Source organism: Methylococcus capsulatus str. Texas = ATCC 19069, from assembly GCF_000424685.1.
GTDB classification, from domain to species: domain Bacteria; phylum Pseudomonadota; class Gammaproteobacteria; order Methylococcales; family Methylococcaceae; genus Methylococcus; species Methylococcus capsulatus.
Genome location: NZ_AUKJ01000022.1, coordinates 57,737 through 73,576, shown reverse-complemented (window position 1 = coordinate 73,576; position 15,840 = coordinate 57,737). Strand labels below are relative to the sequence as shown.

At 65.7% G+C, this 15,840-nt stretch carries 18 protein-coding genes; 12 read left to right on the top strand and 6 right to left on the bottom strand.

From position 1 onward, the window contains the following. Positions 1-35: 35 nt before the first annotated feature. The gene (gene aroE, locus H156_RS0110690) at positions 36-875 is read right to left on the bottom strand and encodes a shikimate dehydrogenase (RefSeq protein ID WP_017365565.1); all 840 of its coding nucleotides are present in this window, start codon (positions 873-875) and stop codon (positions 36-38) included. Next, a complete protein-coding gene (gene hemB / locus H156_RS0110685; RefSeq protein WP_017365564.1) occupies positions 872-1,876 on the bottom strand; it encodes a porphobilinogen synthase in 1,005 nt (334 codons plus the stop codon). Before hemB ends, aroE begins: the two co-directional genes overlap by 4 nt. A 118-nt stretch (positions 1,877-1,994) precedes the next feature. On the opposite strand from hemB, the gene H156_RS0110680 reads away from it, so the two are divergent. Continuing rightward, positions 1,995-2,648, top strand: a complete 654-nt coding sequence (locus tag H156_RS0110680; RefSeq protein WP_010961993.1) for an MlaC/ttg2D family ABC transporter substrate-binding protein — start codon at positions 1,995-1,997, stop codon at positions 2,646-2,648. On the opposite strand, the gene hemF is transcribed toward H156_RS0110680, so the two are convergent. Continuing rightward, complete coding sequence (gene hemF / locus H156_RS0110675) at positions 2,643-3,557, bottom strand: oxygen-dependent coproporphyrinogen oxidase (protein WP_017365563.1); 915 nt, start codon at positions 3,555-3,557, stop codon at positions 2,643-2,645. The genes H156_RS0110680 and hemF overlap by 6 nt on opposite strands. 95 nt (positions 3,558-3,652) lie before the next feature. Between hemF and cmoB the strand changes: the two genes are divergently transcribed. The 4 genes from cmoB (at position 3,653) to H156_RS0110655 (ending at position 7,474) form a co-directional block, all read left to right on the top strand. Beyond that, positions 3,653-4,627, top strand: a complete 975-nt coding sequence (gene cmoB / locus H156_RS0110670) for a tRNA 5-methoxyuridine(34)/uridine 5-oxyacetic acid(34) synthase CmoB (protein ID WP_017365562.1) — start codon at positions 3,653-3,655, stop codon at positions 4,625-4,627. Between the two features lie 81 nt (positions 4,628-4,708). Next, on the top strand, positions 4,709-5,254 hold the full coding sequence (locus H156_RS0110665; protein ID WP_017365561.1) for a C40 family peptidase: 546 nt from the start codon (positions 4,709-4,711) through the stop codon (positions 5,252-5,254). Continuing rightward, positions 5,251-6,249 carry a zinc-dependent alcohol dehydrogenase family protein gene (locus H156_RS0110660; RefSeq protein WP_017365560.1) on the top strand — a complete coding sequence of 333 codons (999 nt, stop codon included), beginning with the start codon at positions 5,251-5,253 and terminating at the stop codon, positions 6,247-6,249. The genes H156_RS0110665 and H156_RS0110660 overlap by 4 nt, the downstream gene beginning before the upstream one ends. A gap of 7 nt (positions 6,250-6,256) precedes the next feature. Then, positions 6,257-7,474: a glutaredoxin family protein gene (locus H156_RS0110655; protein ID WP_017365559.1), complete on the top strand. Its 1,218-nt coding sequence runs from the start codon at positions 6,257-6,259 to the stop codon at positions 7,472-7,474. A gap of 112 nt (positions 7,475-7,586) precedes the next feature. Here H156_RS0110655 and H156_RS0110650 read toward each other — a convergent pair whose 3' ends face one another. Together H156_RS0110650 and radC are read right to left on the bottom strand one after the other, a co-directional pair. Continuing rightward, a complete protein-coding gene (locus H156_RS0110650) occupies positions 7,587-8,063 on the bottom strand; it encodes a YchJ family protein (RefSeq protein WP_017365558.1) in 477 nt (158 codons plus the stop codon). 4 nt (positions 8,064-8,067) lie between these two features. Next, positions 8,068-8,742 (bottom strand): RadC family protein, encoded by a 675-nt coding sequence (gene radC / locus H156_RS0110645; RefSeq protein WP_017365557.1) that lies wholly within the window; start codon positions 8,740-8,742, stop codon positions 8,068-8,070. A 64-nt stretch (positions 8,743-8,806) separates the two neighbouring features. On the opposite strand from radC, the gene coaBC reads away from it, so the two are divergent. The 5 genes from coaBC (at position 8,807) to H156_RS0110620 (ending at position 14,326) form a co-directional block, all read left to right on the top strand. Then, positions 8,807-10,069 carry a bifunctional phosphopantothenoylcysteine decarboxylase/phosphopantothenate--cysteine ligase CoaBC gene (gene coaBC, locus H156_RS0110640; protein ID WP_017365556.1) on the top strand — a complete coding sequence of 421 codons (1,263 nt, stop codon included), beginning with the start codon at positions 8,807-8,809 and terminating at the stop codon, positions 10,067-10,069. Then, positions 10,041-10,496 (top strand): dUTP diphosphatase, encoded by a 456-nt coding sequence (gene dut / locus H156_RS0110635; protein WP_017365555.1) that lies wholly within the window; start codon positions 10,041-10,043, stop codon positions 10,494-10,496. Before coaBC ends, dut begins: the two co-directional genes overlap by 29 nt. Positions 10,497-10,498: 2 nt before the next feature. Beyond that, positions 10,499-12,904, top strand: coding sequence for a phosphomannomutase/phosphoglucomutase (locus H156_RS17660; RefSeq protein ID WP_017365554.1), 2,406 nt, complete (start codon positions 10,499-10,501; stop codon positions 12,902-12,904). 25 nt (positions 12,905-12,929) lie between these two features. Beyond that, a complete protein-coding gene (gene argB, locus H156_RS0110625) occupies positions 12,930-13,832 on the top strand; it encodes an acetylglutamate kinase (RefSeq protein ID WP_017365553.1) in 903 nt (300 codons plus the stop codon). 89 nt (positions 13,833-13,921) lie between these two features. Then, a complete protein-coding gene (locus H156_RS0110620; protein ID WP_017365552.1) occupies positions 13,922-14,326 on the top strand; it encodes an ankyrin repeat domain-containing protein in 405 nt (134 codons plus the stop codon). Between the two features lie 48 nt (positions 14,327-14,374). Here the strand turns inward: H156_RS0110620 and H156_RS0110615 are convergent, their stop codons facing one another. Continuing rightward, positions 14,375-14,707 carry an SMR family transporter gene (locus tag H156_RS0110615; RefSeq protein ID WP_017365551.1) on the bottom strand — a complete coding sequence of 111 codons (333 nt, stop codon included), beginning with the start codon at positions 14,705-14,707 and terminating at the stop codon, positions 14,375-14,377. 229 nt (positions 14,708-14,936) lie between these two features. Here H156_RS0110615 and H156_RS16065 point away from each other — a divergent pair, with 229 nt between their 5' ends. Together H156_RS16065 and H156_RS0110605 are read left to right on the top strand one after the other, a co-directional pair. Further along, on the top strand, positions 14,937-15,296 hold the full coding sequence (locus H156_RS16065; protein WP_050998195.1) for a formaldehyde-activating enzyme: 360 nt from the start codon (positions 14,937-14,939) through the stop codon (positions 15,294-15,296). A 15-nt stretch (positions 15,297-15,311) separates the two neighbouring features. Continuing rightward, positions 15,312-15,818 (top strand): hypothetical protein, encoded by a 507-nt coding sequence (locus tag H156_RS0110605; RefSeq protein WP_017365550.1) that lies wholly within the window; start codon positions 15,312-15,314, stop codon positions 15,816-15,818. Positions 15,819-15,840 lie beyond the last annotated feature (22 nt).

The window sequence follows — 15,840 nt, the reverse complement described above, 5'->3', positions numbered from 1 at the left end:
CGGCCGGATTTTTCTTCGAGTGTTGCTCCGTCGGATCACTTCGCGGTTCGTCGCTCGGCTTCGAGCGTCTCGATCACCGGGCGTGTTTGCGGGCGCACACCGCGCCAGAGCAGGAAGGCTTCGGCGGCCTGTTCCACCAGCATGCCGATGCCGTCGGCACTGACGACCGCTTGCTTTTCCTGGCCCCACCGCACGAAGGGCGTCGGTTCGGCGGCATAGGCCAGGTCGTAGCAACTGCCGCCGGGGGCGAGTATGTCGGCGGGGAGCGGCGGGAGTTCGCCGCTCAGACTGGCGGCTGTGGCGTTGATGATCAGGTCGAAGCGGCGACCGGCCAATGCAGCGAAGCCGCAGCCTTCGACGGGGCCCAGGTCGCCGAATTCCACGGTCAGGGTTTCCGCCGTGGCGACGGTGCGGTTGGCGATCACCAGCCGGTCCGGCCGCTCGGCCAGCAGGGGCGCCAGGATTCCCCGCGTCGCCCCGCCGGCGCCGAGTATGAGGATTTTCGTGCCCGCGAGGTTCAGCCCGAGGTTGTCCCGCAGGTCGCGGAGCAGACCGATGCCGTCGGTGTTGTCGCCGAAGATCGAGCCATCGCCCCGCAGGAGCAGCGTGTTGACCGCACGCGCCCGCTTTGCCCTGGCGCTGCGGTTGTCCGCGAGCAGCCAGGCCATCTCCTTGAGCGGGATGGTGCAGTTGAGGCCGCGGCCACCGCCGTCGAAGAACGCGCGGACGCAGGATTCGAACCGGTCGGGTGGCACGTCCTCGGCGGTGTAGATCAGGTCCTGGCCGGTCTGGGCGGCGAACAGGGCATGGATGCGGGGTGACTGGCTGTGTTCGATCGGGTGCCCGAACACGGCGTACCGGTCGGGCTGGGTCATTTCAGCCAGGTCGCCACGTCCTTGGCGAAATAGGTGAGGATGCCGTCGGCGCCGGCGCGCTTGAATGCCAGCAGGGACTCCAGGACGACCGCGCGCTCGTCCAGCCAGCCGTTTTGCGCAGCGGCCTTCAGCATGGCGTATTCGCCGCTGACCTGGTAGGCATAGGTGGGCACGCCGAAGCGATCCTTCACCCGCCGCACGATGTCCAGGTAGGGCATACCGGGCTTGACCATGACCATGTCCGCGCCTTCCTGCAAGTCCAGTTCGACTTCCCGCAGGGCTTCGTCGCCGTTGGCGGGGTCCATTTGGTAGCTGTATTTGTTGCCGCCGCCGAGGTTCGCGGCCGAGCCTACCGCGTCGCGGAACGGACCGTAGAAGCTGGAGGCGTACTTCGCCGAGTAGGCGAGGATGCGGGTATTGACGAACCCCTCGGCTTCGAGCGCCTGGCGGATGGCGCCGATGCGCCCGTCCATCATGTCGGAAGGGGCGACCACGTCGGCGCCGGCGGCGGCGTGGGACAGTGCCTGCTTCACCAGGGTTTCCACCGTCTTGTCGTTGACCACGTAGCCGTCCTCGTCGATCAGTCCGTCCTGGCCGTGCGAGGTGAAAGGGTCCAGGGCGACGTCTGTGATGACGCCCAGTTCGGGGAGCCGGGCTTTCAGTATCCTGACAGCGCGCTGGGCCAGACCTTCCGGATTCCAGGCTTCGCTGGCCTCCAGATCCTTCTTGTCCGCGTCGATCACGGGAAACAGTGCGACCGCCGGAATGCCCAGCTCGAACGCGGCCGTTGCTTCGTCCAGCAGAAGGTCCAGGCTGAGGCGCGCCACGCCGGGCATCGATGTTACCGGTTCGCGGAGCCGGCTGCCCTCGGTGACGAACAAGGGGTAGATCAAGTCGTCCGCCGTCAGCCGGTTTTCCCGCATCAGGCGGCGACTGAAGTCATCCCTGCGCATGCGGCGGAGGCGGATGGACGGGAAGCGTCCGGGGCGGGTCTCGGGCATGTCCTTGAACTGGGTGGTTTCCGAATCGAATGGTATAGTGTACTCAAGGCTTGCACGCTATGATACCGCGTGCTTGACGCCCCTGTTTTTTTCCCCTCATTCCCTTCAGGAGTCTTTCATGAATGCCAAGGCCGTATTGCGTTACGCGAGTTGCTTGCAATTCGTGCTATTGCTATGCGGGGTGTCTGCAGCATCGGCCTTTGCCGAGCAACTCTCGCCTCCGCAGCAAGTGATTCAGCAGACCTCGAACCAGCTTCAGAGTTCACTGCAAAAGCCCGAGTACAAAGAGGATTTCCGCAAGGCGACCGAACTGGTCGAACGCATCATCGATCCACACGTGGATTTCGAGCGGGTCTCCATCCTGGTGCTGGGGAAGTACTGGAAGACGGCCACGCCGGATCAGAGGGAGCGGTTCAAGAAGGAGTTCAGGACGCTCCTGGTCCGGACCTACACCACGGCGTTTACCGAGTATTCCAACTGGAACATCCGCTATCTGCCGATGCAGGAAGGCGCCGAGCCCGGCAAGACGATGGTCCGGACCGAGGTCCTGCAGGAAGGCGCGCAGCCGATCGCGGTCAACTACCGTATGGTCCAGACGGGGGGTGAATGGAAGGTCTACGACGTGCTGATCGAAGGCATCAGCCTGCTGCAGAACTACCGCACCAGTTTCACCCAGCAGGTCGCTCAGACGGGTCTGGAGCCGCTGATCAAGGAACTGGTGCAGCGCAATGCCAACGCGTTCAAGGAGCCGTTGGCCCACAAGGAATCATGATTCGAGCCACTCCTTGGGTTTCAGGTAGTTGAGATAGAGGTTTTCCTCGGCACTGCCTCGCTCCGGCCGCCAGTCGTAGCGCCAATGGGCGACGGGGGGCAGTGACATGAGGATGGACTCGGTTCTCCCCCCCGACTGGAGTCCGAACAGGGTTCCGCGATCGTAAACCAGGTTGAATTCGACGTAGCGTCCGCGCCGGTAAAGCTGGAACTCCCGCTCCCGCTCCCCATAAGGTATCGCCTTCCGCCGTTGGACGATGGGGAGGTAAGCCTTCAGGTAATGGTCGCCCACGCTGCGGAGGAAAGCGAAGCTGCGTTCGAATCCCCATTCGTTCAGGTCGTCGAAGAACAGGCCGCCCACGCCGCGGGTCTCGTTGCGATGCTTCAGGAAGAAATACTCGTCGCACCAGCGCTTGAACCGGGGATAGACGTCTTCCCCGAACGGAAGGCAGGCGCTCCGGGCCGTCCTGTGCCAATGGATCACGTCTTCCTCGAACGGATAGAAAGGTGTGAGGTCGAAGCCGCCTCCGAACCACCAGATCGGTGTCTCGCCTTCCTTCTCGGCCAGGAAGAACCGCACGTTGGCGTGCGAGGTGGGGACATAGGGATTCAGCGGATGGATGACCAGCGACACGCCGGTGGCCTGGAATCCGCGGCCGGCCAGTTCCGGCCGGTGTGCCGTCGCCGAGGCCGGCAGGCTGGCGCCGCGGACATGGGAGAAGTTGACGCCGCCCTGTTCGAAGGTTTCTCCGCCGCTCAGGACACGGGTCCGACCGCCGCCGCCGGCGGCGTGCTCCCAGCGGTCCTCGACGAAACGGGCGCGCGGCTCTTCCGTTTCCAGCGCATTGCAGATGCTCTCCTGAAGATCCAGCAGATAGGACTTGACGGCTTCGATGTCGGGGCCGGCCATGTCTTGATTCCTCCGTGTCGTGGTGCGGCTCGGCACCGTGCCGAGGCCTCGGCGGATTCTAGCACGGCCGGCCCGGCGGACCGGGCGGGGGGGACGTGAGCGATCGCGATCTGTTTGCCGGGCTGCTGGCCCCCCGGTCTTTTCCGGGCTGGGTCGAGCTTCTTCTGCCCAGGATCGAGGCCCGTTTTCAGGAAGGGCGCCACGGCGACTGGCCGGCCTGGATGCAGCTCCTGGGGGAGTTGCCGAAGGTCGTCCCCACGCGGCTGGATTTCGCCCAGAACGCCGTGAGGATAGAAGGCGATACGGATTGCGACGGTGCTACCCGCCGCTCCATCGAAACCGCTCTGCGCCGACTCCACCCCTGGCGCAAGGGGCCATACGACATTCACGGCATCTTCATCGACGCCGAATGGCGCTCCGACCTGAAATGGCGGCGGCTGGAGGGGGCCATCGCGCCGCTCGCGGGGCGGCGGGTGCTCGATGTCGGCTGCGGCAACGGCTATCACGCCTGGCGCATGCTGGGGGCCGGTGCGAAGTCGGTGATCGGTATCGATCCCACTCTGCTCAGCGTGGTGCAGTTTCTCGCGGTGCGGCATTTCGCCGGGGACTGGCCGGTCGCCGTGCTGCCTTTGGGTATCGAGGACGTTCCGGCCGAAACCCGGGCCTTCGACACGGTGTTCTCGATGGGCGTGCTGTATCACCGCCGCTCGCCGTTCGACCATTTGGTGGAATTGAAAGGCTGTCTGCGGCCGGGCGGCGAGCTGGTGCTGGAAACCCTGGTCGTCGAAGGCGAGGCGGGCCGGGTGCTGGTGCCCGAGGGGCGTTATGCCCAGATGCGCAACGTCTGGTTCGTTCCGTCGCCGCCGACGCTGTCGTCCTGGCTGACGCGAGCGGGCTTCCGCCAGGCCCGGCTGATCGACGTGTCCCCGACGACGACCCAGGAGCAGCGCTCGACCGGCTGGATGCGGTTCCAGTCGTTGGCGGACTTCCTCGATCCGGAGGATCCGTCCCGCACGATCGAAGGCCATCCCGCGCCGCGTCGGGCGATCTTCCTGGCCGAGGCGCCCTGAGCCGAGTCGGTCCTCGCCCTTTCTCCCGCTGCGGAATGTCCGGATAATGGCGGCCCGTGACTCAGAACGCTTCAACTGCCGATGGCCGTGGTTCCGCTCATGCGTTTCGTCTTGCTGCTGCTTCCCGCGCTGCTGTCCGGCTGCGCGAGCACGCCCGAGGTGACGCGGAGTGCACCGGCTGCCGCCAATGGCCACGTCGTGCCCTATGCGCTGAGTCTGCAGGGGGTGCCCTATGTGTGGGGCGGAGCCTCACCGGCACAGGGATTCGACTGCAGCGGTTTCGTCCAGCACGTCTATCGGCGACACGGCATCGACCTGCCGCGCACAGCCCGCGAGATGGCGAGCAAGCTGCCGGAGGTTCCCAAGCATTGCCGCCTTCCCGGCGACCTCCTGTTTTTCCGGACCGACGGACGCTCGTATTCCCACGTCGGCATCTACATCGGCAACGAATCCTTCGTCCATGCCTCCAGCAGCCATGCCGGCGTCATGATTTCCAGCCTGAGCAAACCGTACTGGCTGAGCCGCTTCCTGGGCGTGCGGCGGCCGCATTCCCGATACCGGTTGCCGGACGACGCCATGGCCGCCGCCGATCACCGCCAACGAACCCAACGGAGAGGACATCCATGAAAGCCATCGTCATGACCCGGCCCGGCGAAGCCGCCGAGGTGCTGGAACTGCGCGACCTGCCCGAACCGGCGTTGACGGCGCCGACCCAGATCAAGGTGCGGCTCCGGGCGGCGGGGGTCAATCCCATCGACACCAAGGTTCGCCGCCGCGGGCTGTTCTACGACGATGCCCTGCCGGCGGTCCTCGGCTGCGATGGAGCCGGCGAGGTGGTCGAAGCCGGGGCGGAGGTGGACCGCTTTCGGATCGGGGACCGGGTCTGGTTTTGCAACGGCGGCCTCGGCGCCGAGCAGGGGAACTATGCCGAATATACCGTGCTGGATCAGCGCTGGGCGGCGCCCATGCCGGCATCGAGCGCGTTCGCCAGTGCGGCGGCCGGTCCGCTGGTCCTGATCACGGCCTGGGGTGCCTTGTACGATCGGGGACGGCTGCAGCCCGGCCAGACCGTGCTGGTCCATGCGGCCGCCGGCGGCGTCGGCCATGTCGCCGTGCAGTTGGCCAAACTGCGCGGGGCGCGCGTCATCGCCACCGTGGGTTCCGAAGACAAGGCCGCGCTGGCCAGGGGCTGGGGCGCCGATGAGACCATCGACTACCGGACTCAGGATTTCGTCGCCGAAGTCAACGCTCTGACCGGCGGGCGAGGCGCCGATCTGGTGCTGGATACGGTCGGTCCCGAGGTGTTTCGCCGCAGCGTCGAATGCACAGCCCATTTCGGCGACCTGGTGACCCTGCTCGACACCGGCGCCACCTCCCTGGCCGAAGCGCGGATGCGCAACTTGAGGATCGGCTTCGAACTGATGCTGGTGCCGATGCTGCGCAAGCTGGACGCAGCGCGGGACCATCACGTGGAAATCCTCCGTGCCTGTGGTGAATGGATCGATGACGGCAAGCTCGAACTGTACGTGAGCGGTGTCCATCCGCTCGAGGAGGCCGCTCGGGTACACGACATCATCGAAGCCGGACATACCACCGGCAAGCGGGTGTTCTGCATCGACTGAGCGACGCATGGGGCTTCGACACGGCTGGAAGCGCTGGCCTTCGCTGTGGGTGCTGGCCGTCTGCATGGCGCTGCCGGGCGCCGCAGTAGCGGAAGGCTCTCCAAGCGGTGCAATGGTTCAGCCGACCCCGGCGGACGTCGAAGCTTTCGTCCGCGAAGGCTGTCCGCATTGCGAGCGAGCCGAAGCTTTTCTCGCGACGCTTGGCCGCGAGCATCCCGGCCTGCGTATCTTGGTCCGCGACGTCACGCGAGACCCGCGCGCTCTGGCCCGGTTGCAGGCGCTGGCGGCCGAACACCGCGAGACTCCGCGGGTTCCTTCGTTTTTGGTGCGGGGACAGTGGATCGTCGGCTATTCGGGTGAATCAGGGGACGGGCAGCGGATCGTCGCTGCGCTGGGCGACGCGGGATTGGCCGGACCGGCCGGGTCGCAGAGCTGCGAAGCCGAAGCGGCCCTGAGCTGCGGCCCGGAAACCGCGGCTCCTGCAGCTTCCGAGGTCTTCGCGGTCGAGCTGTTCCGGCGACGCATCACCCTCGAACAGGCTGGATTGCCCGTCTTCACCGTCGTCCTGGGACTCCTTGACGGCTTCAATCCGTGTTCGCTGTGGGTGCTGATCCTCATGATCTCGCTGCTGGCGCCGATGAAAGACCGGCTGCATATGCTGGCGATCGCGGGCACCTTCGTGGCGGTCGAAGGAATCGCCTATTTCGCATTCATGGCCGCCTGGCTCAATCTGTTCGTGTGGATAGGCGTTTCGCGGGTATCGGAGCTCGTCATCGCCGCGATCGCCCTTCTGGCCGGATCGATCCACCTCAAGGACTTCTGGACCTACGGCCGTGGCATTTCGCTGTCCATACCGGCGAGCGCCAAGCCGGGCATCTACGCCCGCATGCGGCGCATCCTGCAGGCGGAAAACCTCTGGGGCGCCATGGTCGGTGCCATCGTGCTCGCCGTCCTGGTGCAGTTCGTCGAACTCCTTTGCACCTCGGGGTTCCCGGCCCTGTACACCCGGATCCTGACCCTGCGGCAGTTGGGCGGCGCCGAATACTACGCGTATCTCCTGCTGTACAACCTCGCCTACATGCTGGACGACGTCATCGTGCTCGGCATTGGCGTCGTCACCCTGAGCCAGCGCCGGCTCCAGGAAAACGAGGGCCGCTGGCTCAAACTGGTCAGCGGGGCAGTCATGGTGGGGTTGGGGCTGTACCTGATCGGCATGCCGAGGTAAGGTTGGGCCGTCTGGTCGCCATGGCTTGGCGGTCAGGTTTATGACGAATCGGCGGAGCCGGGGGACGAGGGCCGTCCTTCACCTGAATCGGGAGGGATCCGATGCTGCTCCCCTACACGGCGCAGCAATGCTTGAATTTCCTCCCGCTGCCGCAGGGGCAGGGCTCGTTCCGGCCGACGGCGGTTTCGCCGCTGTCGGGATGGATTTCGCCGTCGAGATAGACCCAGGCGCTTTGCTGCCGTACGAACCGGCTGGTTTCGTGGAGGGTTCCGCGGCGTGAGCCGGCGAGGTAATGCGCCCGGAATTCGACTTTACCCTCGGTATCCGACGGGCCGCCGAGGCGGGTGAGCAGGATGTCCAGCCTCAGCCAGCGTGTGGTATCGGCGGCGATGTTCAACGCCGCTGGCCGGGTTCGGGCATCCCAGGTCCGCAGCAGATAGGCTTCGTTTTTCGATGCGTAGGCGCTGTAGCGCGAACGCATCAGCGCTTCGGCGGTGGGGGCGGTGCTCGGGCCGGTATGGAAGGCGCCGCAGCAGTCCGAATACGTCAGGCCGCTGCCGCAGGGGCAGCTCGATTTCGCGCCGGTCATGGGCTCAGAGCAACCCCCGCTCGGCAAAGGAATAAGGCATGCCGTCGCCGATGATGAAATGGTCGAGCACGCGGATGTCGACCAGCCCCAGCGCCTGCTTCAGCCTTTGCGTGAGCATTCGGTCGGCGTCGCTGGGTTCGCAGATGCCGGAGGGGTGGTTGTGGGCGAAGATCATGGCCGCCGCGTTCTCGGCGAGGGCCTGCTTGACCACTTCCCGAGGATACACCGAGGCCCCGTCGATGGTGCCGCGGAACAGTTCTTCCGCACGAATCACCCGGTGCTGGTTGTCCAGGAACAGTCCGACGAACACCTCGTAAGGTTTGCCTTTCAGCCAGTTCGAGAGATATTGCCGCGTCAGATCGGGGCTGGTGAGCGCATCCTCGCGCTTCAGGCATTCTTCGAAATGGCGCCGCGCGAGTTCGAGCACGGCCTGAATCTGTGTGTACTTGGCCGTGCCCAGTCCGGCCGATCGCACGAAGCGCTGGTGGTCCGCGTTGAGCAGGGCGGACAGCGAGCCGAATTCCTGGAGCAGGTCGCGGGCGAGGTCGACCGCGCTTTTGCCCGCGATCCCGGTGCGCAGAAAAATGGCCAGCAATTCGGCATCGGACAGCGCGGCGGGGCCGAGCTTCAGCAGCCGTTCGCGCGGGCGTTCGTCGGCGGGCCAGTCGGTGATGGGCATGGTTTTGGCGTTCTTCCGTGTCGGGTCGTTTCAAGCATAGAAGGGCTGGATTAAACTTGCCATAATGTCGCCCCAAACCGCCCCTTCCTCAAGATTTCCGTCTTTGGCCGATCTCCACCACAAGCGCATTCTCCTCGGCGTGACCGGCGGCATTGCGGCCTATAAGGCCGCAGAGGTCAGCCGTCGGCTGCGTCTGGCCGGGGCCGAGGTGCGGGTGGCGATGACGCCGGCGGCCTGCCGGTTCGTCCAGCCTTTGACGTTCGAAGCCCTCTCCGGTCATCCGGTCGCGTACGACATGTTCGTGCCCGGCGCCGAGGCGGCGATGGGGCACATCCAGTTGTCCCGCTGGGCGGACGCCATCCTGGTCGCTCCGGCATCGGCGGATTTCCTGGCCCGGATCAGCCTGGGGCTGGCCGACGATCTGCTGGCCACCCTGTGTCTGGCCGCGGAAGTACCCCTGTTTCTTGCGCCGGCGATGAACCGCGCGATGTGGCTGCACCCGGCGACCCGCTCTCACGCCGCCGCCTTGGCGGGAAGGGGTGCCGTCCTGTTGGGACCCGACGAAGGCGATCAGGCCTGCGGTGAGACGGGGCCGGGCCGGATGCGGGAGCCGGCCCGGCTCGTCCTCGATCTTGCCGAGGCGTTGGCGGCGGAGCGCCTGCTTTCAGGCATCCGGGTCTTGATCAGCGCGGGTCCGACCCGTGAGCCCATCGACCCGGTGCGTTTCATCGGCAACCGCAGTTCCGGCAAAATGGGCTACGCCCTGGCTGCTGCGGCGCGGAACGCCGGCGCGGAAGTCACCCTGGTCAGCGGGCCGGTGGCACTTGATGCGCCGGCCGGGGTCGAAACCGTGCAGGTGGAAACCGCCGCCGAGATGCATGCGGCCGTCATGGCCCGGACCGGGGGGGCGGACATCTACATCGGCACCGCCGCCGTGGCGGACTACACGCCGGGTCGGGTGGCCGACACCAAGATCAAGAAACACGGCGAGCAGCTGGAGCTGACCCTGATCCGGACGCCAGATATCCTCCGCAGCGTCGCAGCCTTGGCGGACAGACCCTTTGTCGTGGGATTCGCCGCCGAGACCGGCGAGGTCGAGACCTACGCCCGCGCCAAGCTGGAAGCCAAAGGCGCCGATATGGTGGCCGCCAACGAAGTCGGTAGCGGGGCTCCGGGGGGGTTCGAGCGGGATGAAAATGCCCTGTTCGTGTGCTGGCGGGGCGGAGAGTGCCATTTGCCGCTGGCCAGCAAGACCGAGATCGCCCGCCGACTGATTCGATTGATAGCCGATCGCTACTATGCCGAAAATACAGATCAGGATCCTTGATTCCCGCCTTGGCAACGAAATCCCGTTGCCCCACTATGCCACGCCGGGTGCTGCCGGCCTCGACCTCCGGGCTTGCCTCGATGCCCCCCTGGTGTTGCAGCCGGGCGAGACCCGACTGATCCCGACCGGCTTCGCCATCCACATCGGCGACCCGGATTTGGCGGCGGTACTGTTGCCGCGCTCCGGACTCGGCCACAAGCACGGGATCGTCCTGGGCAACCTGGTGGGTCTGATCGATTCCGACTACCAGGGCCAGGTGCTGGTGTCCTGCTGGAACAGGGGGCCAGAACCCTTCGAAATCGCCGTGGGTGAGCGGATCGCACAGATGGTGTTCGTGCCGGTGGCCCAGGTGTCGTTCGAGCAGGTCGAAGCGTTCGCCGAAAGCCGGCGGGCCGAGGGCGGCTTCGGCCATACCGGCCGGCATTAGCCGTGCCCTCGCTGAGCATCCGCAGACTCCTTGGGGCGGTCGGCCTGGTGTCGATGCTGACGGTCGCCGCGACCGCAGCGGGTCTGGTGGCGGTCGAGCGGCACCGCATCGAAGTCTCCAGCCGGCAGGCGATGTCGGCGGCGGCGGATGCCGCGGCCTTCAATGTGCGCGACCGCCTGGGCTGGTCCTTCCGCGCGCTGAGCGGCATGGCGGGCGATGCCCGGCTGACCGAGGCACTGGCGGCTGGCGATCCGGCGGCCATCGCGGCGGAGGAAGCGCGGCTCACCGGTTCTCTGCCGGGTTCGCTGTTGGTACGCCTGATACCCAATCACAGCGAGCTGTTGGATACCGGCCGCGCGCCGGCGATGGGCTATGCCGACCTCGAGGCGGTCCGCGATGCCCGGCTCGGCCAGTCCGTGCCGGCCATGCATGCCGCCAACAGTCCGAATGTGCACATTGCGCTCGCGATTCCGCTGGCCGAAGGGGAGGGGGTGTTGCTGGCCAGCTTGTCGCCGGACATCCTGCTCGATGCCATGCGTTTGGTTCCGATGCCCTTCGGTGCCGCGTTGGAGCTCAGGCAGGGCGAGCTTCCCCTGGTTTTCACGGGGGACCGCGCCCGGCGGGCCGGACCGCCAGACGGAGAGGCATCGGTGCTGGGCAGCCGCGGCTGGCGGATCGCTTACTGGCGTCCGCCGCCAGACCAGTCTCCGTTGTGGTGGGCCTTCGCGGCCGCTGGACCGGCGCTGTTGCTGATTCTGGCGGTGCTGCTCCGGGCGGTTTCCGTGCTGGGGAAGGCGATGCAGCACGATATGGAGCTGGTGTCGGCTCGACTTGAAGGGGGGGCGTCGGCAAGCCGACTCACCGGCCGTGCGCGGCTGCGGGAAATGCAGGACCTGCTCGAGCGACTGAGGGTGCCGGGTAGGCCGCCGGAAATCGGGGTGCGGGCGGATGCGCCAGAAGCTGTTCCTTTGCGCTGTCCGGCGCTCACCGATGATCACAACGAGGAGAAGAGTCCCATGGAAATTCAGCCGGTTCCATCCATCGCCCCCACCCTGTTCCGGGCCTACGACATTCGCGGCATCGTCGGCGACACCTTGACGGAGGCTGCGGCCCGAGCGATCGGCCGGGCCGTCGGCAGCGAAGCGCTCGACCGCGGCGAACGGCAGGTCGTCGTTGCCCGCGACGGGCGGTTGAGCAGCCCCGCGCTTGGCGCCGCGCTGGCGGAGGGGCTGCGGATGGCCGGCTGCCAGGTCACCGATCTGGGGCTGGCGCCCACGCCGGTTCTCTATTTCGGCACCCATGTGCTGGCGGGGCGTTCCGGTGTGATGGTGACCGGCAGCCACAATCCCGCGAATTACAATGGCTTCAAGATCGTGCTGGCAGGACAGACGCTGGCCGGCGAGGATATTCAGAGACTGAGGCAGCGCATCGACACGGGGGACTTCCGGACCGGGGAGGGGGAGATCGAGCGTCGGGATCTGCTGTCCGATTACCAACGGCGTATCGTGGACGACGTACAGCTCGGCCGGCCGTTCAAAGTCGTGGTCGATTGCGGCAACGGCGTGGCGGCGGTGGTGGCGCCACAGGTCCTCCGGGCCCTGGATTGCGAAGTGGTCGAATTGTTCTGCACCGTCGACGGCAATTTTCCCCATCACCATCCCGATCCGAGCAAGCCGGAGAACCTGATGGCGCTGATCGAAACGGTCAAGCGGGAAGGCGCGGATCTGGGCGTGGCCTTCGACGGCGACGGCGACCGGCTCGGCGTGGTCGACTCGGCCGGCAACGTCATCTGGCCGGACCGGCAGATGATGCTGTTCGCCGCCGACGTGCTGTCCCGCGAGCCGGGCGCGGACATCATCTACGACGTCAAATGCACCCGTCATCTGGCGGGCTACATCCTGCGTCACGGGGGCCGCCCGCTGATGTGGAAGACCGGCCATTCCCTGATCAAGGCCAAGATGAAGGAAACCGGCGCTCTGCTGGCGGGGGAGATGAGCGGCCACTTCTTCTTCAGGGAGCGCTGGTACGGCTTCGACGACGGCATCTACGCCTGCGCCCGGATGGTGGAAATCCTGTCTGCCGATTCTCGCGCCACCGCGGAAGTGTTCGCGGAACTGCCGGACAGCGTCAACACGCCTGAACTCGGTGTGCGGTTGCAGGAGGGCGAGAACCTCGCCTTCGTCGAAAGAATGCGTGCCCTGGCCGATTTCGATGATGGTCGCATCACGGACATCGACGGCCTGCGGGTCGATTTCGCCGACGGTTGGGGGCTGGTACGCGCCTCCAATACCACGCCTTCCCTGGTGATCCGCTTCGAAGCCGATACCGCCGAAGGGCTGGCCCGCATCCAGCAGCGCTTCCGGGCGCTTCTGCTGAAGGTGCGGCCCGGTCTTGAGCTGCCTTTCTAGACACATCGACGCCTTGGTTCGACCCATGAAACAACAGGAACCCTTGGAAATCTCCTTCGCCAATCGGATCGCCCATGTCCTGACGGAAGCGCTGCCTTACATCCGGCGCTTCAAGGGCAGGACCATCGTCGTCAAATACGGCGGCAATGCCATGATCGACGATCACCTGAAGAACAGCTTCGCCCGCGACGTCGTGTTGTTGAAACTGGTCGGGATCAACCCGGTGGTCGTGCACGGCGGCGGGCCGCAGATCGGCAATCTGCTGCAGCGTCTGGGGAAAACCAGCGAATTCGTGCAGGGCATGCGGGTCACCGACGCCGAAACCATGGACGTGGTGGAGATGGTGCTGGGCGGCTTGGTCAACAAGGAAATCGTCAACCTCATCAACCGTCAGGGCGGCGCCGCCGTGGGTTTGAGCGGGAAGGACGGTGATCTGATCCGGGCGCGCAAGATCCGCATGTCCCAGCCCCTGTCCGACGCCCCGGAAATCATCGATCTCGGCCATGTCGGTGAAGTCGCTAGCATCGATCCGGCGGTGGTGGACATGCTGGTCAACGGTGACTTCATCCCGGTGATCGCCCCGATCGGCGTCGGTGAGGACGGCTGCTCCTACAACATCAATGCCGATCTGGTCGCCGGCAAGATGGCCGAAGTGCTCAAGGCCGAGAAGCTGATCCTGCTGACCAACACCCAGGGTATCCTGGGCCGGGACGGTGCGCTTCTGACCGGCTTGTCGCTCAAGGAGGTCGATGCCCTCATCGAGGACGGCACCATCAGCGGCGGCATGATCCCCAAGGTACGCTGCGCGATGGATGCGCTGCGCGGCGGTGTCAACAGCGCCCACATCATCGACGGCCGCATCGACCACGCCGTGCTGCTGGAGCTGTTCACCGACCAGGGCATCGGCACCCTGCTGCTGCGGCGCTGAGCATCCGGGCGCCTTTCGTCCGCGCAGAAGGAGTTCCGGCGGAATCACGCCGGGCGTTTTATGTGACCTTTGACTCAAGGAGTCGTCTCATGACAATCGGCCGTTCGCGCCACGACAAGTCCTCTCTCGGCCTCATGCTGTTCGCCGGGGCACTGGCGGTGTCTCATGCTCCAACATCCTTTGCAGCTGCCGACCCGGCCCAGGCAAGGACGGCGCTGCATCAGATGGGCGTGGAGTATTCCGAACAGCAGTTCGCCAAATCCGCCGGCGTCGGCGACAAGACGGCCGTCGAGCTCTTCCTCGACGCGGGCATGGATGTGAACGCCGGGGGCGGTGCGGCGATCGGTCTGGCGGCGGGCCGGGGACAGCTCGAAATGGTCAAGCTGTTGCTTGCAAGAGGCGCCAAGCCGACATCCAACGCCTTGCAGTTCGCACGCACGCGGGGCCACACCGAGATCGCAAAGCTCCTGAGCGACGCCGGCGCCAAGGAATGACTCCGTGCGCGAATACGCCAGCGGTTTCGGTGCGCCGCTCGCCGGCGCTCATCCGTGGCTGGCCGACTTCGACCACAGCGTGCAGACCAGGACGCCGGCGATGATGAGTCCCATGCCGGCGATGGCGGGGCGGTCCAGCGCCTGGCCGTGGAGAATCCAGGCGATGAGCGAGACCAGCACGATGCCCAGTGCCGACCAGATCGCATAGGAGATACCCACCGGAATCTTGTCGACGGTGAGCGAGAGGAAATAGAAGGCGACCGCATACGCCGCGATGACGGTCACCGAAGGCCAGAACCGGCTGAAGCCTTCCGTGGACTTCAGCGCCGAGGTGCCCACGACCTCCCCGATTATCGCAATCATCAGATGGATCCAGGGCATGGCTGTTTGCACGGCAGGTGAGAAAGGCGGCAATGATACCGCGCTTGCCGTGGTGGGTCAGTGGATTCCCATAGTGCCGCCATAGTCTACGTAGATCTACTTAGGTAGCAGTTCGTATTGGCGTCTCGATGGTGTCGGGATTAGAAGACTCGAAGAGGACGGACGGCTGACCCCGCCGTTCGTGGGACCCGTGGTTCGTCCCCCGGCAGACATACAGGAGAATCCGAAGATGAACGGTTTGGCGATCGATCGGGTTCTGAGGGGCGAGGCCCTCGCCGGCGAAGGCAACGAACTGGCGCACATCGATATCATCATGGAACGCCGCGGGAGTGATGCGGAGCGGGCATTCCGTATCCCCCTCACCCATCGGAAGCGCGGCGACAACGCCCTGCGGGCGCTGGTTGCGCCCGACCTCATGGCGAAGCCGGCCACGGTGATGTTCAACGAGGTGGAAATCGAGAGCGAAAAGCAGGCGACCCGGTTTCGAGCCGGCGGAGCGCGATGTCGCCAAGGCGGTGGAAGGCAAGCCGGGCGTCGAGGAGGTCATGGCGCAGGAAGAGGTCGTTCACCAACCCCCCGTACCCCATGACCGACGAGAGTGACGATGAAGCGCATCTATTTCCTGGTCCCTTCCATCGAGCTGGCCCATGCGATCGTCGACGAACTGCTGCTGGCGCGGGTCGAGGAGCGGCACATTCATATCCTGGCCAAGGTGGGAACGCCATTGGGCGATCTTCCCGAGGCGTCCCTGTTTCAAAAGAGCGATTTCATTCCGGCGATGGAGCGCGGTCTGGCCATCGGAGGCATCACCGGCACCATGGCGGGTCTGGTGGCGGTCGCTCTGCCGACCGGCATGGTACTCGGAGGTGGTGCGGTGCTGGCCATCGCCTTGGCGGGAGCCGGCATCGGCTCCTGGCTGGCCGGCATGATAGGGCTGGACGTGGAGAATTCCCGGCTCAAGAATTATCAAAGCGCGGTCGAAAAAGGCGAACTCCTGCTGATGGTGGACGTGCCGCGCGAGCGGGTGGAAGAGATTCATCAACGGGTGCAAAAACATCATCCGGAAGCCGAATTTGAGGGCACCGAGCCGACGATTCCGGCATTTCCCTGACGGAGCCGGCCGGCTGTCCGGC